The following is a 20,188-nucleotide window of genomic DNA, read 5'->3' on the forward strand; positions in this document are numbered from 1 at the left end:
CCACGCCCCCTCTACCTGACTATCAGGATTAAGGTGCGTTGGATAACGTTAAACGCTTACGCATTATCAAGAGGATAATGTTGAAGCTGGAGTCTGCCTGCGAGTGGCCCTGGCTGTCAACTGTGAAAGCATAGCAGTGCGTTTCAAAGCGATGACTTCTCTACGAACAAAAAGGGAAATACCGCTTCAACGCCTTTCGTTCTGAACCGCCCGGTTACCTGTTCACGCTGCTGCGGCGTCAGGAGCAGGAACATCATATCCCAAATCTCTTTGGGTCCTGCTTCCTGCACGATGTTGCAATCTGGTGCTTCTGTTTTCTCATTTTCATTCAGATACGAGCGTACATACAGTGGGAACACAGAAATATGAAATTCCTCGGCCTTAGATTTCGCTCGCTTGCGCTTAACGCCCTCTTTCCCTTCACTGTAGGTATTTAAGCGCAGGCGTACAGCGGGTGCGCTTCCAGGAAACCCCGGTAATTCAAGACACTCCTTGACCGTGAACCACTCTTTTACCATCAGTTTCTTTCCTTTCTGCTGATGAAATAAAAATATTTTTTCTTTTTCGCGAAATTTCAAATTAATTCTGGCAATATTCCTACGACAAAAAGAAAGTAACGTTCTTTTGTCTTTCTAATTTATAACCTGAAAAATATCGGTGCCGATAACACATCTTCTTAGGATTACAGAATGGAACAAAAAAGCCAAGACTGGCATCGTGCAGATATTAAAAGTGCACTGGAAAAAAGAGGTATTACACTCAGAGAGTTGTCACGTTCGGCAGGTTTATCTCCTGACTCGCTGCGTAATGTATTTACCCGCAACTGGCCCCGAGCAGAACAGATCATCGCACAGGCGCTGGAAACCACGCCGGACGTGATTTGGCCGTCACGTTATCTCTCAAAATCAGCAAAAAAAAGCCGTTACAAAGAATAATCATCAATTATAAATATATCTTCAAGAATTTACCCAGCAAATTGATTAATATCTCAATTAAATATATTTATGATATTAATAGCACTATCGGCTATTCCCATCAGATTAAATCCTGTTAAAGCAATACACGAACTTATTACATATTTCATTAACAGGAGTCATGATGAGCTGGAATAAAACAACAGCAGTTAATTACGCTAAATCACACGCGAGTTCACATTCTCAAGGACGCTGCGCGGAATTTACCCGCAAAGCCATTCAGGCAGGAGGTATCACTCTTGGGCATACTTATCATGCTAAAGATTATGGCCCCATGCTAAAAAGTGCCGGTTTCAGCCCTATCGGCACATTTGAACAACCCCGGGAAGGCGATGTCGTCATCATTCAGCCTTATGAAGGAGGAAACCCAAGCGGGCATATGGCGATATTTGACGGTCAGGCGTGGTACTCCGATTTTAGACAACGCGATATGTGGGCCGGACCTGGCTATCGGGCGGCAAAACCGTCATACACTATTTACAGGAAGCAGTAATGAAAGCATTCTCGTTGATTGCTCTGGTGCTGTTACTTTGCGGCTGCTCTACACCGCGCCACGATAGCTCCCGGGATGTAAAACAATTCTATCTCGCGTGGATGTCCGCCTACACACAAGAGCGGGATACATCCGCACTCATGCAACGCTATGTGGCGAAAGACGTTATCAATCGTCTGGCGCTGATTGACGGCCTTTATGAGCAGGAAATTCTGGACTCGGACTACTTTATGTACGTACAGGATTACGACCCGGAGTGGATCCCGCTGTTACGGGTTGGACCGGCTCAACCTTTTCTCGGTGGCGAAAAGGTGGAAGTACAATTAGGTGGGCCGACAGGTGAAGTCCCCATGCTGTTGGAGGTATATACGCGTTGGGAAGACAGGCGCTGGAAAATTTATCGCGTTCGCGATATTAGCGATCGTTATGAACAGCCCATCTACAGTACCGGGGATATTACCCGTGCGAAAGCTTGGTCTGCGGAGATCGCACCGGAGTACGAAAAGATGAATAAGTAAAAAAGGGAGCCTGACGGCTCCCTTTCGTGTACTGCATTAGCCGAGACTTATGCTTTCAGCTTACGCATAACCAGCGTGGCGTTGGTGCCGCCAAAACCGAAGCTGTTAGACATAACAGTCGTCAACGCTTGCTCGGTCGGTTTAGTCACGATGTTCAGACCTGCAGCCTGCTCGTCCAGCTCTTCAATGTTGATGCTCGGCGCGATAAAACCGTGTTCCAGCATCAGCAGAGAGTAGATAGCTTCCTGAACGCCAGCCGCACCCAGTGAGTGACCGGTCATGGCTTTGGTTGCAGAAATGGCCGGGCTGTTATCGCCAAAGACTTCGCGGATTGCGCCCAGTTCCTTCACGTCGCCTACCGGAGTAGAAGTACCGTGGGAGTTCAGGTAGTCGATCGGCGTGTCTACGCCGTACATCGCCATCTGCATGCAACGTACTGCGCCTTCGCCAGACGGAGCAACCATGTCTGCGCCATCGGACGTTGCGCCGTAACCGACGATTTCCGCATAGATGTGCGCGCCACGGGCCAGAGCGTGTTCCAGCTCTTCGACCACCACCATACCGCCGCCGCCTGCGATAACAAAACCGTCACGGTGTGCATCATAAGTACGGGAAGCTTGAGACGGGTTATCGTTATATTTGGTAGACAGCGCGCCCATTGCGTCGAACTCGCATGCCATTTCCCAGCACAACTCTTCGCCGCCGCCAGCAAAAACGATGTCCTGCTTGCCCAACTGAATTTGTTCAACAGCGTTGCCGATACAGTGTGCAGAAGTTGCACAGGCGGAGCTGATGGAGTAGTTGACGCCGTGGATTTTGAACGGCGTTGCGAGGCAGGCAGAAACGCCGGACGCCATCGCTTTGGTGACCACATACGGGCCAACCGCTTTCAGACCACGCGGGCTACGCATTGCGTCAGCGCCGAATACCTGAAAACGCGGGGAGCCGCCGCCGGAACCTGCAATCAGGCCAACGCGCGGATTGTTCTGGTAATCTTCTGCAGCCAGGCCGGCATCAGCCACTGCCTGCTCCATAGAAAGGAAAGCATAGATGGATGCGTCGCTCATAAAGCGCACTACTTTGCGGTCAATGAGGCCAGTGGTATCCAGTTTTACGTTGCCCCAAACGTGGCTACGCATGCCGGAGTCCTTCAGCTCCTGAGAGAAAGTGATCCCTGAACGTCCTTCACGCAGAGATGCCAGGACTTCCTGCTGGTTATTACCGATGCTGGAAACGATGCCCAAGCCAGTAATCACTGCACGTTTCATTCAATACCTCTGTAAGTCGCACTATTTTAAAGTTTCGAGTGGCACAATAGCGTACACTTGTACGCCGAACAAGTCCGATCAGCCATTTTGTGTGGAAATTTGCGCAGCCAGGCACTCCTCGTTAAGATCGGGGCACAGCCTGTCAGACGAGTAACTTACGTGAAACAATACGCTATACAACCTGCCAACCTTGAATTCAACGCTGAGGGTACACCTGTTTCCCGAGATTTTGACGATGTCTATTTTTCCAATGATAACGGGCTGGAAGAGACACGTTACGTCTTCCTTGGCGGCAACCACCTCGCCGAACGTTTTCCTGTGCACCCACGCCCGGTGTTCGTGGTGGCAGAAAGTGGCTTTGGTACCGGGCTAAACTTCCTCACGGTCTGGCAGGTATTCGCCACCTTTCGCAACGCACACCCTGACGCTACCCTGGAAAGATTACATTTCATCAGTTTTGAAAAATTTCCGCTGACGCGTGAGGATCTGACACTAGCGCATCAGCGCTGGCCGGAACTGGCGTCGTGGGCAGAGCAACTCCAGGCACAGTGGCCACTGCCGCTGGCGGGTTGCCATCGTCTAGTGCTTGATGAGGGGCGGGTTACTCTGGATCTGTGGTTCGGCGACATCAACGAACTCACCAGTAAGCTGGACGAGTCTCTGAACCAACAGGTTGATGCCTGGTTCCTGGACGGCTTCGCCCCAGCCAAAAATCCGGATATGTGGACGCCAACACTCTTTAACGCCATGGCCAGACTGGCCCGACCAGGCGGTACGCTGGCGACCTTCACTTCGGCTGGTTTTGTACGCCGGGGATTGCAGGAAGCCGGATTTACGATGCAAAAATGCAAAGGTTTTGGTCGCAAACGTGAAATGCTCTGTGGCGTAATGGAACAAACTCAGGCGCTGCCTTCCTCAGCCCCCTGGTTTGCACGTACGGGAACTGAGAAGCGCGAAGCCGCCATTATTGGCGGCGGTATTGCCAGCGCATTGCTGTCTCTGGCGCTACTGCGTAGAGGCTGGCAGGTCACACTCTATTGCGCGGACGATAAGCCTGCGCTGGGCGCATCCGGTAATCGCCAGGGCGCGCTCTATCCGTTACTCAGCAAGCATGACGCGGCTATTAATCTCTTTTTCCCCACCGCGTTTACCTTCGCCCGTCGACTGTATGACACCCTCCCCGTTGAGTTCGCGCATGACTGGTGCGGCGTAACACAACTCGCATGGGACGAAAAAAGCCAGCAAAAAATCGCCCAGATGTTGTCCCTTGAACTGCCCGAAGCGCTCGCCGTCGGCGTGGACGCCGATCAAATTTTGCAAACAACAGGCGTAGTGACCGAATGTGATGGCATCCAGTACCCGGCCGGCGGATGGCTGTGTCCGGCGCAGCTTACCACTGCCGTCCTCAAGTATGCGACAAAGCTTGGGTTACGTACTTACTACCAACACACACTGACCTCACTTGCTCATCAAACCGATAGCTGGCAGTTGCAGTTCGCCAGCGGGGAAGCGGCAACACATGAGGTCGTGGTTCTGGCGAATGGGCATTGTATTCACCGTTTTGAACAGACTCAGTCACTACCGGTGTATTCTGTTGGCGGTCAGGTGAGCCACATTCCCACGACGCCTGCGCTTTCCGCACTGCGTCAGGTTCTGTGCTACGACGGCTACCTTACCCCGCAAAACCCGGAAAATCAGCAGCACTGCATTGGCGCCAGTTATCATCGCGGAAGTGAAGAAACGGTGTATCGTGCTGACGATCAGCAGCAAAACCGTCAGCGCTTAATAGATTGTTTCCCGAATGCCGCGTGGGCAAAAGAAGTAGACGTTAGTGGCAATGCCGCACGTTGTGGAGTGCGCTGCGCCACGCGCGATCACATGCCGATGGTCGGTAATGTGCCGGACTATAACGCCACACTCAGCCAGTACGCCACGCTTGCCGAAGACAAAGAGCATGCTTTAAGCGCACCGGTATACCCGGATTTGTTCATGTTTGGCGCGCTGGGGTCACGTGGGTTATGTTCTGCCCCGCTATGTGCAGAAATTCTGGCCGCGCAAATGAGTGATGAACCGATCCCAATGGATGCCAGCACGCTGGCGGCGCTGAATCCGAATCGTCTGTGGGTACGGAAGTTATTGAAGGGTAAAACGGTGAAATAAAAGGATAGGGTGTCAGCCGATCATTGCCTGATGGCGCTACGCTTATCAGGCCTACAAACACCCGCCCACGTGGGCCGGATAAGACACCTCAGTGTCGCCATCCGGCACACGCTACTGTACTTATTGTTTTGTCGCCTTCAGGAACAAGGCGTCCCACATCTCTTTCACTAACGCCTGGTCACGCGGCGAGAGTTCGCCCGCGCTGATGGCTTTCTCCAGACTGCTGGTCACATTGGCGTACAATGCCTCAGCCGAATGGTCCTCGCCAGCATCCAGCTCAGCAACGGCCAGCGTCAGGTGTCCACGCAAATAACCACTGGCAAACAACTCATCATCGCTGGCGTGCTCTACCATATCGTCGATTAATGCCAGAATGCGTGATTCAAACTCCGCGATCATCTTCTTTCCTCATTGTAAACGTGGCAGCGGCGTCAGTTGAGCGCTTCGGGCCACGGGAATTGTTCCGCCTTAAGTTCAGGCGTGTGATAATAATTCTGTAACGCGTTAATGAAACGCGCCGGGCGTTCAGGGATCCCCTTGTCCAGATACTCCATCACCTGAGCATGAACACGGCGCTGGAATACCACGCGATCCGGTTCAAAGTCCCCTTCCAGGTTGTCGCAACTGACGTTAAACGGGTAGCCCGCCGCCATGCAAAACAGCCAGTCAAACGCCTGCGGCTTCACTTCTACATCTTCAAACTGGCATTGCGTCTTCGCGTCGCGTCCGTCCGGACAGTACCAGTAACCGAAGTCGACCAGTTCACGACGCGCCTTTCCCGCAATACACCAGTGTGAAATTTCGTGTAACGCACTGGCGTAATAGCCATGCGCAAAAACGATACGGTGATACGGTAATTCCGCATCCGCAGGAAGATAGATCGGTTCGTCGTCGCCTTTAATCAGACGGGTATTAAATTCATCGGCAAAGCAGCCGTTAAAAATCTCAATTAACTGTTCGTAGTGATGGGTATTATTCATTAGTTCATCCCCAGCCAGTGGAGAATCTCCTGTCCATGATTATCATAAAGTAGCTTGGCGCTCATCACGGCGGAGACAATAACGATCATTGGCCGAATGAGTTTTTGTCCTTTGCTGAGTACCAGCCGTGAGCCCATCCGTGCGCCAATAAACTGGCCAATAAGCATCACAAATCCGGTCGCCCAAATCACTTTACCGCCGAGGGCAAACAACAGCAGCCCACCGATATTCGATGTGGCATTTAATACTTTGGCGTGGGCCGTCGATTTCGCCAGGTTGTAGCCGCACAGCATGACAAAGGCCAGCGCGTAGAACGACCCCGCTGCCGGGCCAAAAAAGCCATCGTAAAAACCGACGCAGCCTCCGGCCACCAGCGCGAAAGGCAGCCCGTGCAATCGACGCTGCCGGTCCTCTTCCCCTACTTTCGGCATTAACAGAAAGTAAAGGCCAATACAGATAACCAGAACCGGCAGGATCTGGCGCAAAATGTCTGACTGCACATGCTGAACCAGCAGCGCGCCGCTCATTGACCCAATAAAGGTCATGAAGATATTGAGCTTCTGATCTGCCAGGTTAACCACTCCCCGGCGAATGAAATAGAGGGAGGAAGAGATAGATCCCCCGCAGGCCTGCAATTTATTGGTGGCCAGAGCTTGCGCAGGTGGCATCCCAGCCGCCATCAATGCCGGGATGGTGAGTAAACCACCGCCTCCGGCCAGAGAATCAATAAAACCTGCCAGCATCGCCACAAAAAAAAGCACACCTAACAGCAGTGGCGTCACCATAAACAGAGAGGCAAAATGATCCATTAGAGTACATGCTCGTCCAGTAGCGCCTGGCAGGAAGGCGGCAACGGCGGCGGTGTCTTCTTCTCAGGCTTGGTGGTTCCAGGTTTCGGAGGTTCGAACCAGCTTTGCAGCTCCGCGCCGCAGCCGTCACCCGGTGGCGGTAACGGTTGATCTTCGCACTCAAGGCTGTCGGCAGGGCAACGTAACCGGACGTGCATATGCGCACGGTGCTGGAACCATGGCCGCACTTTACGCAACCAGTCCCTGTCGGTTCCTGCATCCAGACAAAGTTGCTTCTTAATCGCCGGATTCACGAAAATACGCGTTACTTCATTATCTTTTGCAGCCAGCCTTACCAGGCTGAAAATCTCCGGCTTCCACAGGGACGGTACAACACGTTTACCATCCTGCGAGACCAGATCTAACGCCTGTGGCCGCAGCAGTTGTGACTGGGTCCAGCGCGTTTTCGGCAGCTGCAGGAAAATATCCACATCCAGCCCGGTCTGGTGACTGGCATGACCGCCATTAAATCGCCCACCGGCCGGCATACCCATATCGCCGATTAACACCGTGCCCAGCCCCTGACTATTAGCCTGATTACTCAGACGCTGGATAAACCTCACCAGATCCGGATGGCCAAAGTAACGACGCTGATCGGTGCGCATTACCTGATAGTGTTCTGACTGTACAGGCAGCGTCTCTGCGCCAACTATACAGCCATTGGAAAACGCGCCGATAGACTGCGCGCTGCCCGCAACCGGATGGGTAATTTTCTGCCAGGGCGTCGCCGCCAGACAGGCGGTACTGGCAAACAGAGCCAGCGCCGCAAGTGCCGTTTTTTTCATTTTTACCAGCGTGGAATATCGGTCTTCACATCCGCATTTTGCGCCCGCTGACGCAGCAAGTGATCCATCAACACGATCGCCAGCATTGCTTCAGCGATCGGCACTGCGCGGATCCCAACGCACGGATCGTGACGACCTTTAGTGATCATGTCGACTTCTTCACCAAAGCGATTAATGGTGCGCCCTGGTACGGTAATACTGGACGTCGGTTTCAGCGCCATATGGGCAATAATTTGTTGCCCGCTGCTGATCCCGCCCAAAATGCCGCCCGCATGGTTGCTCTGAAAACCGTCTTTGGTGATTTCATCGCGGTTCTGACTGCCGCGCAGCGCTACAACGTCAAATCCGTCGCCAATCTCAACGCCCTTAACGGCATTAATGCTCATCAGCGCATGGGCGATGTCGGCATCCAGACGGTCGAATACAGGTTCGCCGAGACCCGCAGGTACGCCGCTTGCAACAACGGTTACTTTCGCCCCGATGGAGTCGCCCTCTTTCTTCAGCCCGCGCATCAGTTCATCCAGTGCTTCAATTTTATCCGGGTCCGGGCAAAAGAAGGGATTCAATTCGACCTGAGACCAGTCCTTGATCTCCAGCGGAATATCACCCATCTGCGTCAGGCAACCGCGAATTTCGACGCCGAATTTTTCCGCCAGATATTTTTTGGCAATCGCGCCAGCCGCAACGCGCATCGCCGTTTCACGTGCGGATGAACGTCCGCCGCCACGGTAATCGCGCAGGCCATATTTCTGCTCATAGGTATAGTCGGCGTGTCCTGGACGGAAAACATCCTTGATCGCGCCATAATCCTGTGAACGTTGATCGGTATTTTCGATTAGCAGGCCAATGCTGGTGCCGGTAGTAACGCCCTCGAATACGCCGGAGAGGATTTTCACCTGATCCGGCTCGCGGCGCTGCGTAGTGTAACGCGAAGTGCCAGGACGACGTCTGTCGAGATCGTGCTGCAGGTCAGCTTCTGTCAGAGAAATGCCCGGCGGAACACCATCGACAATACAACCGAGCGCCAGCCCGTGTGATTCGCCGAAGGTGGTTACGCGAAAGAGTTGCCCAATTGTATTTCCTGCCATCACGGCTCCGTTATGCGTGTTGTGTATGTGCGCGTGTATTTAGTCTTTGTAAATGCTGAAGTGCTCACGAGCGGCGATCAACTGCTCTTTGGTCAGCATGAATACGCCGTCACCGCCGTTATCGAACTCCAGCCAGGTGAACGGTACATCCGGATATTGCTCTATCAGATGTACCATGCTGTTTCCGACTTCACAAATCAGAATACCGTTATCTGACAGGTAGTCCGGGGCGTTACCCAGAATGCGGCGGGTAAGTTTCAGCCCATCGCTACCGGAGGCCAGGCCCAGCTCAGGCTCATGGCGATATTCGTTTGGCAGATCGGACATATCTTCTGCATCGACATACGGCGGATTGGTCACTATCAGGTCATACTGGACTTTCAGCAGATCGCGGAACAGATCGGAGCGGATCGGCGTAACATGATGGATCAGGCCGTGCTCTTCAATGTTGTGCTCGGTCACCGCCAGCGCATCAGTGGAAATGTCCACCGCATCGACTTCGGCTTCCGGGAAGGCATACGCGCAGGCAATGGCAATACAGCCGCTGCCGGTACACATATCGAGGATATGCTGCGGCTGCTCATTAATCAGGCCCGCAAAGCGGTTATTGATAAGCTCGCCGATCGGTGAACGTGGAACCAGCACGCGTTCATCAACATAAAATTCATGCCCGCAGAACCAGGCTTTGTTGGTCAGATAAGCCACCGGAATGCGCTCGTTGACGCGGCGAATCACGCGTTCAACAATACGATGGCGCTCGCTGGAGGTCAGACGCGCGGTACGCATATCTTCTGGGATATCCAGCGGCAAATAAAGCGACGGCAGCACCAGTTGTACGGCCTCGTCCCATGGGTTATCCGTGCCATGGCCATACCAGATATTCGCCGCGCTAAAACGGCTGACCGCCCAACGCAACATGTCCTGAATGGTATGCAGTTCACTCACGGCTTCATCGACGAAAATTTTATCCACGTATTTCTCCAGGGCATGCTCGTATTAATTTCGGCGGCTAGTTTGCCACGAAGACGGCGATAAATCAGCATTCACGCGGAGCCTGAGCGCGAAAATTGCGTTTTAAGCGATCGGATGCCCGCCGAGTCGGGTTAAACTAACGGAAAATAAAAGATGAGACGCTCGAATGAAAAAGAAAACATCGCTCAGCGAGGAGGATCAGACGCTGTTTCGCCAGCTGATGACCGGCACGCGTAAAATTAAACAGGACACCATTGTTCACCGACCGCCACGTAAAAAAATCACCGAGGTTCCGGTTAAAAAGCTGCTGCAGGAACAGGCGGATGCCAGCCACTATTTCTCGGACGAATTTCAGCCGCTACTGAATACGGACGGCCCGGTAAGATACCTGCGTGCCGACGTCAGCCATTTCGAACTGAAGAAAATGCGCCGTGGCGATTACTCCCCGGAGCTGTTTCTCGATCTGCACGGGCTGACCCAGCAGCAGGCCAAACAGGAGTTAGGCGCGCTGATCGCCGCCTGCCGTCGTGAGCATGTGTTTTGCGCCTGCGTGATGCACGGCCACGGGAAGCATATTCTTAAGCAGCAAACGCCGCTCTGGCTGGCACAACATCCGCATGTGATGGCCTTTCATCAGGCGCCGAAAGAGTACGGTGGTGACGCCGCGCTGCTGGTGCTGATTGAAGTGGAAGAGTGGCTGCCGCCCGAACTTCCCTGATGCAGAAAACAGAAAGAGCCACATTTGCGGCTCTTTGATTTTCCGGATGGCGGCTGTGCCTTATCCGGACGATGAAACGTGGCACGGGTTCGATTAAATCGCCTTTGCCATTTTCAAATTACACGGGCTCATCTGCCAGTTGAAAATGCCCTTTCCGCTCTCATCAAGCGTTACGCTGGCAATCGCAGATGTGGTAAACATCGGCGGCGTTTCACCCGGGCAAAGCTCAGACACCAGATATCCCACTAACGGTAAGTGAGAAATTACCAGTGCCGTGGCGATACCTTCATTGGCCAGAGCCTGTAAATAGGCGCTGACCAGACCGACATCGCCGCAGGGAGTCAGCTCCGGCAAAACATCCACACCGGCTGGCAGGTTCATACACTCTCCCACCACATCCAGCGTCTGTTCGGCTCGTAGGAACGGGCTCACCAGAACACGTTCGATATCCACTTTTTGACCTTTAAGCCAGTTCGCCATCAGGCGAGATTCGTCACAACCACAAGAGGTTAAAGGACGAACCGAATCACTGGCGGCATCGAGGGCCGCGTCGCCGTGACGCATGATAAAAACTTGCATATTGCACCGCTTTTGTTAACCAGGATCACCAACACCTTTATTCACCGCCCCTATTGACCGTGGTAACGATGTGGTGGCCGGCATTGTGCCTTATCCATTCACCGAATGAAACGCTGTTTTTTACCTCAACGGCGTAAGTATAGTCAATCTCTGTTTACATTTTGAGCGCGACCCATACATTCGGTGCGGATTCATCCTACCTTTGACCTCATGAATTCAGGTCAGTTTCCCCGATATCCCAGAATCTTTCACCACGTTCCGCCATCTGCAATAACTGTTCACACGGCGTAAACCGTGAACCATATTGCGTGGACAGTCGTTGCAGAACCGCAACCACTTCACCCGTACCGAGAGAATCCATATACCGGAACGGGCCGCCGAGGAATGGCGGAAAACCAATACCAAATACAGCGCCGATATCGCCATCACGTGCGCTGCGGACGACCTGCTCACCAAAACAGCGTGCTGCTTCGTTAAGCATTAACATGACGCACCGCTCTGCAATTTGCGGGGCTGTGAGTTGGCCCTGACCCTGGACGCCAATAAGCGTATAAATTGCAGGGTCGACCTGTTTTTTGCTTTTACGCCCTTTCGCGCCATAAAGATAGAAACCCCGACCATTTTTTCTACCTTTGCGATCATCATTCAAAATTGAAGCAACAACATTTGCAGGTGCGCTAAAACGTTCTCCATAGGCGGCCTCAAGCACTGGTATAATTTTAGTGCCCGTATCAATTCCGACCTCATCCAAAAGTTGGATTGGCCCTACCGGAAAACCAAACTTAACCAGCGCGGCATCAATCGTCTCGACGCGCTCGCCTTCGGTCAGCATAAGAATCGCTTCGTTGATGTAAGGCGCTAAAATACGGTTAACGTAAAAGCCAGCCTTATCCTGGACAACAATCGGCGTTTTGCCCTGCTTTTTCGCTAACTTAACGGTTGTGGCAATCGTCTGCTCAGAGGTTGTTGCATGTGGAATCACTTCCACCAGTGGCATTTTTTCTACCGGACTAAAGAAGTGCAGACCAATTACCTGTTCAGGTCTGGTAGCATTAGCCGCAATATCGCCAATCGGTAAAGATGAGGTGTTTGACGCAAAAATAGTATGAGGGGCACAATTCTGCTCAACTTCTGCCACCATCTGTTGTTTTAACGACAGATCTTCGAATACCGCTTCAATAATCAGATCGCGATGCGCAAAACCGCGATAATCGGTGGTTCCCGAAATCAACGCCAGCTGTTTATCACGCTCGCTGGCTTTGATATGACGGCGGCGAACCTTCGTTTCAAGCTGCTCCCAACTGTACTTCAGCGCGTGGTTGATTCCCTTAGCATTAATATCTTTGATGCGCACCGGCAAGCCACCTTTACAGGCTGTGACGTAAGCAATACCGCCGCCCATCAGGCCACCGCCCAAAATACCGACGCTATTCAGCGGGCCGGGCTTCGCTTCACTACCGGGATCTTTTTTTACATCGGTATTGGCAAAAAAGATGTTCCGTAGCGCCTTAGACTGCGAAGTCATCGCCAGCTCGCCAAACGCGCGGGCTTCCGCCTCATAGCCGCTGCTGCTGCCCTGCGCGAGACCGGTTTCGATCACCTCAAGAATGCGGTCCGTCGCAGGGTAGTTGCCCTGCGTTTTTTGCGCCGTCTTTTTGCTGACCATACGAAACAGCAGCGCACGTCCCAGCGGCCCCGCCAGCACGCGTTCACGTACGGGCAGAACCCGGTGCGCCGAACTGTCTTTTTTGGCCAGTTCAATCGCGGCTTCCAGCAAAATGGTCTGTGGTACAACTTCATCCACCAACCCCACTTTTAGCGCCTGTTTTGCCCGGAGCTGTTTTCCTGTCAGGATCATATCCAGCGCAGTACTGACACCAATAAGACGGGGTAATCGCTGGGTGCCCCCGGAACCGGGAAGCAGGCCTAACTGTACTTCCGGCAACCCCAGTACGGTTTTAGCATCATCGGTACAAATACGGTTGTGGCACGCCAGCGCCATCTCCAGCCCACCGCCCAAACAGGCACCATGAATAGCGGCAACAACCGGGATCGGCAATGCATTAATTTCTGCCATGATCTGCTGCCCCTGACGGGCCAGCGTTTCGGCTTCCTGCGCGCTGCGACAGCTACCAATCATGTTGATATCCGCCCCGGCAATGAAGTTATCGGGTTTAGCCGAAATAAACACCACACCACGCAATGCTTTGTTATCGCGGATTTGTTTCAGAATGGCCCTCACCTGAGAAGCAAACTCTGCTTTCAGGGTGTTCATTTTCTCTCCGGGCACATCAATGGAGACAACGGCGACGTTATCCAGACGCACGTTGAGCGTAAAAGCCGATGTCATTTCCATTATTCTGCCTCCAGAACCATTGCCGCACCCAGACCACCTGCCGCACATGCGGTGACTAAACCAAACCCACCGCCACGGCGGCGTAGTTCATGGAGGGTTTGGGTGATCATACGTGCACCGGTGGCGGCGAAGGGGTGCCCATAGGCAATTGAGCCACCCAGCACGTTAAATTTACTGTCATCGACTTCGCCAGTGGCGTGGGAGCGCCCCAGCACTTCGCGGGCAAAACGCTCGCTGCCCAGCAACTGGAGGTTCGCCAGCGTTTGTGCGGCAAAGGCTTCATGCATATCAATAAGCGTTAAATCCGCCATGGTTAAGCCTGCACGCTCCAGGGCAAGCGGCGTTGACCACGCCGGCCCCAACAGCATGTCCTGCCAGACATCAATGGCGGTAAAGGCAAAACTACGCAGATATCCCAGCGGTACCAGCCCTAACTCTTTCGCACGCGACTCCGTCATCATAATCACGGCGGCTGCGCCATCCGTCAGCGGAGTGCTGTTAGCCGCCGTAACGGTACCGTGTTTTCTGTCAAATGCCGGACGCAACCTCGCGTAATCCGCCATCGTCGAGTTACCGCGAATATTGTTATCTTCTGAAAAAGGATCTTTAAAGGGGGGAGTGTAGGTCGTCATCACCTCATCTGCGAGTTTTCCTTCAGACCAGGCCTGAGCTGCGCGCTGATGAGAGCGGTGCGCCAGCGCATCCTGCTGCTCACGCGTGATGCCATAGGTTTTGGCCATTTGTTCGGCGGTATCTCCCATGCGTAAACCAGTGGAATATTCAGCCACTGCAGGTGGCACAGGCATCAGGTCGCGCAAGCGTAGTCGGGAAAAGAGCTTCAGACGTTGCCCGGTTGTGCGGGCTTTATTAACATCCACCAGTACTCGCGCCAGCTTTTTGCTGACACCAATAGGCAGAACGGAAGAGGAGTCTGCACCACCGGCAATCCCAGCACGAATAGTTCCGGCCATCAGGCTTTCCGCGACATTTGCCACGGCCTGAAAGCTGGTTGCACAAGCCCGGCTTACGCTGTAAGCATCTGTATGCACATTCATCCCGGTTCCCAGAACGATTTCCCGGGCAATGTTGGGGGCTTCTGGCATTTGCACCACCTGGCCAAAAACCAGCTGTTCAATCACATCAGCAGGTATTTCGCTGCGGGCCAGCAATTCACCAACAACCATTTTTCCCAAATCAACGGCGGGAATGCCATGAAACGCGGTAGCCTGACGGGCAAATGGCGTACGCAATCCGCTCACGATGGCGATACGGTCGCCCTGGCGGGTAACCAGCGATAAAGCCTGACTCATAACACTCCCCTGTAAAAAATAAAAATAAGTGGTCTGACCTGATCACAGTCTTAACCAATTTTTTACATTTAGCCAAGCGGGGAGAAAAGAAAGTGAGAGCTATGACACAGTGAATAGTCACTGACTGTTACGAAAATGCCCTTGCCACCAGGTGGCAAGGGCATGAGCAGAAGGGATTAACGCAGGCCCAGCTGGAAAATCAGCGTTTCAGCTTCACAGGCAAAAACAAAATCGATATCCAGACGCACACCCTCTGACTCTTCAGTGAAAGTCGGGGTGATTTTGCAAGGTTCAGACTCTACGCTACGTGCCTTCTCAGTCAGAGCGGCCAGCGTTTCTTCTGCCTCTGCGCGATTCGCGAACACGCGGCTGTAGGAAGCGGTGCAATCGGAGTTGTCCATGATGGTGCCAACATCCATACAGCAGCAAACCGGGGTTTCATCAGCACTGCATTTACTCATTGTAGATTTCCTCTGTATTCGCACCCGAGGTGCCAGATAAACGATAGGGACATTTTACGCTCCCATTATTCGCCTCTCCAGTCGTTAATTGTGCGAAATGCGATAAGTGACCGAAATCACACTTAAAAATGATCTAAAACAAAAATCGCCCAAACAGGTGAGTGCGCGCACCTGCAATTTTGCCAGCTGGATCGCGTTTCTTAGATCAGAATTGAAAATATTTATAAACATACTTGCAACATTCTGGCTGGTCCGACCTATACTCTCGCCACTGGTCTGATTTCTATGTGGTACCTCAGACCCTACACTTCGCGCTCCTGTTACGGCATGTAACATAGTTTGTATAAAAATAAATCTATGAGGTTATGGTCATGAGCCAGAAAACCCTGTTTACAAAGTCTGCTCTCGCAGTCGCAGTGGCAATTATCTCCACACAGGCCTGGTCTGCAGGCTTTCAGTTAAACGAATTTTCTTCCTCTGGCCTTGGCCGGGCATATTCGGGTGAAGGCGCTATTGCAGATGATGCTGGTAACGCCAGTCGTAACCCCGCGCTGATCATGATGTTTGATCGCCCTACTTTCTCTGCGGGTGCGATTTTCGTTGACCCGGATGTCGATATTTCCGGACGTTCGCGCATTGGTAATGACGCCAGCCAGGATAATATCGCCCCAACCGCCTGGATACCGAACGTGCATTTTGTTGCCCCGATTAACGATCAGTTTGGTTGGGGGGCGTCAGTTACCTCTAATTATGGTCTGGCAACGGAGTTTAACAATAATTACGCAGCCGGCTCGATGGGCGGAAAAACCGATCTGGAAACGCTGAACTTAAACCTGAGCGGCGCCTACCGTCTGAATAATCATTTTAGCTTCGGTCTCGGTTTTAACGCCGTCTATGCCAAAGCGAAGCTTGAGCGTTATGCAGGCGATCTGCCGCAGCAGATCGTTGCAGGCTCTGGTGGCAGGGTTCCTCCCGCCCTGGCCGCACAATACCCGGCAGATACGCAGATTGCGCGCCTGAAGGGTGACGAATGGGGCTTCGGCTGGAACGCCGGTATTCTTTATGAAGTGGATAAAGATAACCGTTACGGTTTCACCTACCGTTCGGAAGTAAAAGTTGACTTCGACGGTGATTACCGCAGCAGCCTGCCATCAATGGACCGTATTCCCGCGCAGTTGCGCCCGGTGTTTGCCAGCCTGCCTGCTGGCACTAACGGCAACACAATCGACGGATCACTTGATCTGAATCTGCCAGAAATGTGGGAGTTCTCAGGTTATAACCGCGTTGCGCCACAGTGGGCGGTTCACTACAGCATGGCATATACCAGTTGGAGTCAGTTCCAGGAGCTTAAAGCGAAAGGCAACAACGGCCAGACTCTGTTCTATAAAGAAGAAGGTTTCAAAGATTCTTACCGCATCGCGCTGGGTACGACCTACTACTACGATGATACCTGGACCTTCCGTACTGGTATCGCCTTCGATGATAGCCCAGTTCCAGCTAACCGCCGTTCCATCTCTATTCCGGATCAGGATCGCTTCTGGCTGAGTGCGGGTACAACCTATGCGTTTAATAAGGATGCTTCATTGGATGTCGGCATTTCTTATATGCACGGTCAGAAAGTGAAATTCGAAGAAGGCCCGTACTCCTTCGAATCAGAAGGGAAAGCCTGGCTGTACGGCATGAACCTGAACTACGCATTCTGATTTCCATCAGACGTAAAAAAGGTGAGCTTTTTAGCTCACCTTTTTATTTGCCTCAATTCCTTACTCAGAATCGATCTCTTTTAACTCATCCTGAATATCTTTTGCGTTCGGGTTTTCTTCTGGTTTGAGTTTACCGCCATTCGCAATAAAGTCATGACGCTGGAAGTAAGCTTCACGCACCATGATGTAAGGATCTGAAGATTGACGCAGCAGACCGTCAGAATCGAGCAGTTGCGCACGCGTTTCAATTCCTTCAACCGTCCATTTACCTATCGACAACGGCCAGGTTAACCAGGAGAGAACCGGATACAGCGTATCCACCATATCGCCGCCATCATCACGCAGCGTGAAACTGCCGTAGAACGGAAGCTGCATATATGGACCGTAACCGACATCATAATGGCCTAATGTGCTGCCGAAGCGGTGTGGTTCAACACGCTGCAACTTCGGATTCGCCATCCCCGCCACATCAATAAACCCGCCCATACCTAACAAGGTGTTGAGGAAGAAACGGGTAAAATGCACCATCCCCTGATAGGGGTCGCCTTGCAGGAAATAGTTAACCATGACAGCCGGTTCTTCAAGGTTGCCAGTAAAGTTGCTCAAACCATTACGGGCCGGCTGCGGAACATAATCACGCCAGGCTACAGCCACCGGGCGAACAACGTATGGATCCAACACATTAAAGTTGAAGTTGTACATGGTACGGTTGAACCCTTCAAATGGGTCCGAACGCCCCTGCTGTTCAGTACCGGAGCTCGCACACCCCACCAAAAGTGTGGTTCCCAGCGCAAGCGCCGACAGGCGAAGCTTCATAAGTGTCTCCCTGTGTATTATGGCTATCGCTGATTGCCATCCATGACGGAACGATGATGTATCCGCCTGATTAGATGTGAGCGATTGTAACAGCACGTCAATCGATGTCTATATGCCCTAACTTACTGATTTGATCATAGCCTGGTAATACAGACACAGTGATGGTTCATTTTAACGAAGCCAATAAAAACATGCGTTACCATTTTTGCGATTTCAGACTTTATCCACCAGCCTTCAAATAAAAACCGCTACGCTTTAGCAATACGTGCTTATTCAGGATCCTGGTATGAATGACATCGAAAAAGAGAAGATTGATCGCCACAGCGACGAGCTCCAGGTGGAAAGCGAAGAAAAGCGGAGCGGAAAAAAGATAGAGCTCAATGAGGACAGGCTCCCCTCACGTGCAATGGCGATCCACGAGCATATCCGCCAGGACGGAGAAAAAGAGATGGAACGCGACGCGATGGCGCTATTGTGGTCAGCCATCGCAGCCGGACTGTCAATGGGAGCATCGTTGTTAGCAAAGGGAATTTTTCACGTACAACTGGAGGGGGTTCCCGGCGGATTTTTGCTGGAGAATCTCGGTTATACCTTCGGCTTTATTATTGTGATTATGGCCCGCCAACAGCTCTTTACGGAAAATACCGTCACCGCCGTCTTACCCGTTATGCAAAACCCTACCCTCGGCAATTTTGGTTTGTTGATGCGTCTGTGGAGCGTAGTACTACTGGGTAATATTCTGGGCACCGGGGTTGCGGCATGGGCGTTTGAATACATGCCGATTTTTGATGAGGCGACCCGCGACGCTTTCGTCAAAATTGGCATGGATGTGATGAAAAACACTCCTGTGGAGATGTTTTCCAACGCCATCATTTCTGGCTGGTTAATTGCCACGATGGTGTGGATGTTTCCCGCCGCCGGAGCCGCAAAGATTGTCGTCATTGTCCTGATGACCTGGCTGATTGCCTTAGGCGATACCACCCATATCGTCGTGGGTTCCGTTGAAATTCTCTACCTGGTCTTTACTGGCACACTGCACTGGGGCGACTTTTTCTGGCCTTTTGCCTTACCGACACTGGCCGGGAATATCTGTGGCGGGACGTTTATCTTCGCGCTGATGAGCCACGCGCAGATCCGCAACGATATGAGCAATAAACGCAAGGAAGAAGCCAGGTTGCAAGCAAAGCGGGAAGCACAACCGCAGAAAAACCAGAAAAAACAGACCTGAATGGCGACTGTTTGAGCAGTCAGGCAGCCTGAGACTTACCGTTGAGAGTAAAAAACGCTATACTCATGCCGCTTCGTCCCCTTAGTTAAATGGATATAACGAGCCCCTCCTAAGGGCTAGTTGCAGGTTCGATTCCTGCAGGGGACACCATCACATCTAGAACGCAACGCTCTGTTTTATTTCACCATCACGGTACTTGCCATAGCTCCACACAGTTTCTCCCCCGCCGTTTAGCGCCTGAGCATTTCGCGATGCCAGACAGGAGCCAGACCGGTTTGGCAAACCCCGTATTCTGGCATCCCGTTGGACGTTAAGGTTATAATCCTGACAACGATTTTATTGGATCAGATGCAAAAATGACAAAACTCACCCTACAAGAACAGATGCTGAAAGCTGGCTTAGTTTCCAGCAAAAAAATGGCGAAAGTGCAGAGAACGGCGAAAAAATCACGCGTTCAGGCCCGTGAAGCCAGAGAAGCGGTTGAAGAGAATAAAAAAGCACAAATTGAACGGGATAAGCAGTTAAGCGATCAACAGAAACAAGCGACGCTATCGAAAGAATACAAAGCGCAGATTAAGCAGCTTATTGAAATGAACAAAATCACCATTTCCAAAGGTGATATTGGGTATAACTTCACCGATAATAATCTGATTAAAAAAATCTACGTGGATAAGGTGACACAGGCGCAATTGATTAAAGGACGTCTGGCTATTGCCCGGCTGACTGCTGAAAGCGAGCGTGACAGCGAATATGCTATTATCCCGGCCGTCGTTGCCGATAAAATTGCGCAGCGCGACGACAGCTACATCGTCTTAAATTGCGAGCTGAGTCAGGAAGCGAAAGACGAAGACGATCCGTATGCTGACTTCGTCGTACCTGACGATTTAATGTGGTAAGCGAAAAATGCCGGATAATGAGTCCGGCATTTTTT

The 20,188-nt window shown here is 52.1% G+C and carries 21 protein-coding genes and 1 tRNA gene; 9 read left to right on the top strand and 13 right to left on the bottom strand.

The features are described from left to right. Window positions 1-143 precede the first annotated feature (143 nt). Complete coding sequence (locus JTI85_RS15525) at window positions 144-518, bottom strand: hypothetical protein (protein WP_048212552.1); 375 nt, start codon at window positions 516-518, stop codon at window positions 144-146. A gap of 171 nt (window positions 519-689) precedes the next feature. Here JTI85_RS15525 and JTI85_RS15530 point away from each other — a divergent pair, with 171 nt between their 5' ends. The 3 genes from JTI85_RS15530 to JTI85_RS15540 all read left to right on the top strand — a co-directional run bounded on the left by JTI85_RS15530 (window position 690) and on the right by JTI85_RS15540 (window position 1,985). Next, entirely contained in the window at window positions 690-935 is a 246-nt protein-coding gene (locus tag JTI85_RS15530) for a helix-turn-helix domain-containing protein (RefSeq protein ID WP_048211049.1), read from the top strand. A gap of 163 nt (window positions 936-1,098) precedes the next feature. Further along, on the top strand, window positions 1,099-1,467 hold the full coding sequence (locus JTI85_RS15535; protein ID WP_048211048.1) for a hypothetical protein: 369 nt from the start codon (window positions 1,099-1,101) through the stop codon (window positions 1,465-1,467). After that, window positions 1,467-1,985, top strand: coding sequence for a YbjP/YqhG family protein (locus tag JTI85_RS15540; protein ID WP_086523400.1), 519 nt, complete (start codon window positions 1,467-1,469; stop codon window positions 1,983-1,985). The genes JTI85_RS15535 and JTI85_RS15540 overlap by 1 nt, the downstream gene beginning before the upstream one ends. Before the next feature lie 47 nt (window positions 1,986-2,032). Here JTI85_RS15540 and fabB read toward each other — a convergent pair whose 3' ends face one another. Beyond that, window positions 2,033-3,253: a beta-ketoacyl-ACP synthase I gene (gene fabB, locus JTI85_RS15545; protein WP_199953920.1), complete on the bottom strand. Its 1,221-nt coding sequence runs from the start codon at window positions 3,251-3,253 to the stop codon at window positions 2,033-2,035. Between the two features lie 159 nt (window positions 3,254-3,412). Between fabB and mnmC the strand changes: the two genes are divergently transcribed. Beyond that, window positions 3,413-5,413 (top strand): bifunctional tRNA (5-methylaminomethyl-2-thiouridine)(34)-methyltransferase MnmD/FAD-dependent 5-carboxymethylaminomethyl-2-thiouridine(34) oxidoreductase MnmC, encoded by a 2,001-nt coding sequence (gene mnmC / locus JTI85_RS15550; RefSeq protein WP_219351712.1) that lies wholly within the window; start codon window positions 3,413-3,415, stop codon window positions 5,411-5,413. Window positions 5,414-5,533: 120 nt separating this feature from the next. Here mnmC and JTI85_RS15555 read toward each other — a convergent pair whose 3' ends face one another. Genes JTI85_RS15555 through prmB form a run of 6 tightly spaced genes read right to left on the bottom strand, consistent with a single transcriptional unit; the run spans window position 5,534 to window position 10,086 of the window. Next, complete coding sequence (locus JTI85_RS15555) at window positions 5,534-5,812, bottom strand: YfcL family protein (RefSeq protein ID WP_172742500.1); 279 nt, start codon at window positions 5,810-5,812, stop codon at window positions 5,534-5,536. 32 nt (window positions 5,813-5,844) lie between these two features. Beyond that, a complete protein-coding gene (locus tag JTI85_RS15560) occupies window positions 5,845-6,393 on the bottom strand; it encodes an elongation factor P hydroxylase (protein WP_005129723.1) in 549 nt (182 codons plus the stop codon). Next, the gene (locus tag JTI85_RS15565) at window positions 6,393-7,202 is read right to left on the bottom strand and encodes a sulfite exporter TauE/SafE family protein (RefSeq protein ID WP_048211044.1); all 810 of its coding nucleotides are present in this window, start codon (window positions 7,200-7,202) and stop codon (window positions 6,393-6,395) included. Before JTI85_RS15565 ends, JTI85_RS15560 begins: the two co-directional genes overlap by 1 nt. After that, on the bottom strand, window positions 7,202-8,026 hold the full coding sequence (mepA, locus tag JTI85_RS15570) for a penicillin-insensitive murein endopeptidase (protein WP_219351713.1): 825 nt from the start codon (window positions 8,024-8,026) through the stop codon (window positions 7,202-7,204). Before mepA ends, JTI85_RS15565 begins: the two co-directional genes overlap by 1 nt. A gap of 2 nt (window positions 8,027-8,028) precedes the next feature. After that, complete coding sequence (gene aroC, locus JTI85_RS15575; RefSeq protein WP_048211043.1) at window positions 8,029-9,114, bottom strand: chorismate synthase; 1,086 nt, start codon at window positions 9,112-9,114, stop codon at window positions 8,029-8,031. Between the two features lie 39 nt (window positions 9,115-9,153). Beyond that, window positions 9,154-10,086: a 50S ribosomal protein L3 N(5)-glutamine methyltransferase gene (gene prmB / locus JTI85_RS15580; protein ID WP_043017082.1), complete on the bottom strand. Its 933-nt coding sequence runs from the start codon at window positions 10,084-10,086 to the stop codon at window positions 9,154-9,156. A gap of 166 nt (window positions 10,087-10,252) precedes the next feature. Between prmB and smrB the strand changes: the two genes are divergently transcribed. Next, window positions 10,253-10,804: an endonuclease SmrB gene (gene smrB, locus JTI85_RS15585; RefSeq protein ID WP_048211042.1), complete on the top strand. Its 552-nt coding sequence runs from the start codon at window positions 10,253-10,255 to the stop codon at window positions 10,802-10,804. Window positions 10,805-10,897: 93 nt separating this feature from the next. On the opposite strand, the gene sixA is transcribed toward smrB, so the two are convergent. The 4 genes from sixA to JTI85_RS15605 form a co-directional block, all read right to left on the bottom strand. Further along, the gene (gene sixA / locus JTI85_RS15590; RefSeq protein ID WP_048211041.1) at window positions 10,898-11,383 is read right to left on the bottom strand and encodes a phosphohistidine phosphatase SixA; all 486 of its coding nucleotides are present in this window, start codon (window positions 11,381-11,383) and stop codon (window positions 10,898-10,900) included. Window positions 11,384-11,591: 208 nt separating this feature from the next. After that, entirely contained in the window at window positions 11,592-13,739 is a 2,148-nt protein-coding gene (gene fadJ / locus JTI85_RS15595) for a fatty acid oxidation complex subunit alpha FadJ (protein ID WP_219351715.1), read from the bottom strand. Further along, the gene (fadI, locus tag JTI85_RS15600; protein ID WP_142879638.1) at window positions 13,739-15,049 is read right to left on the bottom strand and encodes an acetyl-CoA C-acyltransferase FadI; all 1,311 of its coding nucleotides are present in this window, start codon (window positions 15,047-15,049) and stop codon (window positions 13,739-13,741) included. The genes fadJ and fadI overlap by 1 nt, the downstream gene beginning before the upstream one ends. Window positions 15,050-15,225: 176 nt before the next feature. Further along, window positions 15,226-15,510: a YfcZ/YiiS family protein gene (locus JTI85_RS15605; protein ID WP_005129756.1), complete on the bottom strand. Its 285-nt coding sequence runs from the start codon at window positions 15,508-15,510 to the stop codon at window positions 15,226-15,228. A gap of 371 nt (window positions 15,511-15,881) precedes the next feature. Here JTI85_RS15605 and fadL point away from each other — a divergent pair, with 371 nt between their 5' ends. Further along, on the top strand, window positions 15,882-17,213 hold the full coding sequence (gene fadL / locus JTI85_RS15610; protein ID WP_061068238.1) for a long-chain fatty acid transporter FadL: 1,332 nt from the start codon (window positions 15,882-15,884) through the stop codon (window positions 17,211-17,213). 60 nt (window positions 17,214-17,273) lie between these two features. Here the strand turns inward: fadL and mlaA are convergent, their stop codons facing one another. Then, window positions 17,274-18,029 (bottom strand): phospholipid-binding lipoprotein MlaA, encoded by a 756-nt coding sequence (mlaA, locus tag JTI85_RS15615; RefSeq protein ID WP_005129765.1) that lies wholly within the window; start codon window positions 18,027-18,029, stop codon window positions 17,274-17,276. A gap of 286 nt (window positions 18,030-18,315) precedes the next feature. On the opposite strand from mlaA, the gene JTI85_RS15620 reads away from it, so the two are divergent. The 3 genes from JTI85_RS15620 (at window position 18,316) to JTI85_RS15630 (ending at window position 20,153) form a co-directional block, all read left to right on the top strand. After that, on the top strand, window positions 18,316-19,257 hold the full coding sequence (locus JTI85_RS15620) for a formate/nitrite transporter family protein (RefSeq protein WP_219351717.1): 942 nt from the start codon (window positions 18,316-18,318) through the stop codon (window positions 19,255-19,257). 75 nt (window positions 19,258-19,332) lie between these two features. After that, window positions 19,333-19,407, top strand: a tRNA-Arg gene (locus tag JTI85_RS15625). 206 nt (window positions 19,408-19,613) lie between these two features. Continuing rightward, window positions 19,614-20,153 carry a DUF2058 domain-containing protein gene (locus tag JTI85_RS15630; protein WP_061068240.1) on the top strand — a complete coding sequence of 180 codons (540 nt, stop codon included), beginning with the start codon at window positions 19,614-19,616 and terminating at the stop codon, window positions 20,151-20,153. Window positions 20,154-20,188: the final 35 nt, after the last annotated feature.

The organism is Citrobacter sp. Colony219, assembly GCF_019382635.1.
Lineage (GTDB): Bacteria > Pseudomonadota > Gammaproteobacteria > Enterobacterales > Enterobacteriaceae > Citrobacter > Citrobacter youngae.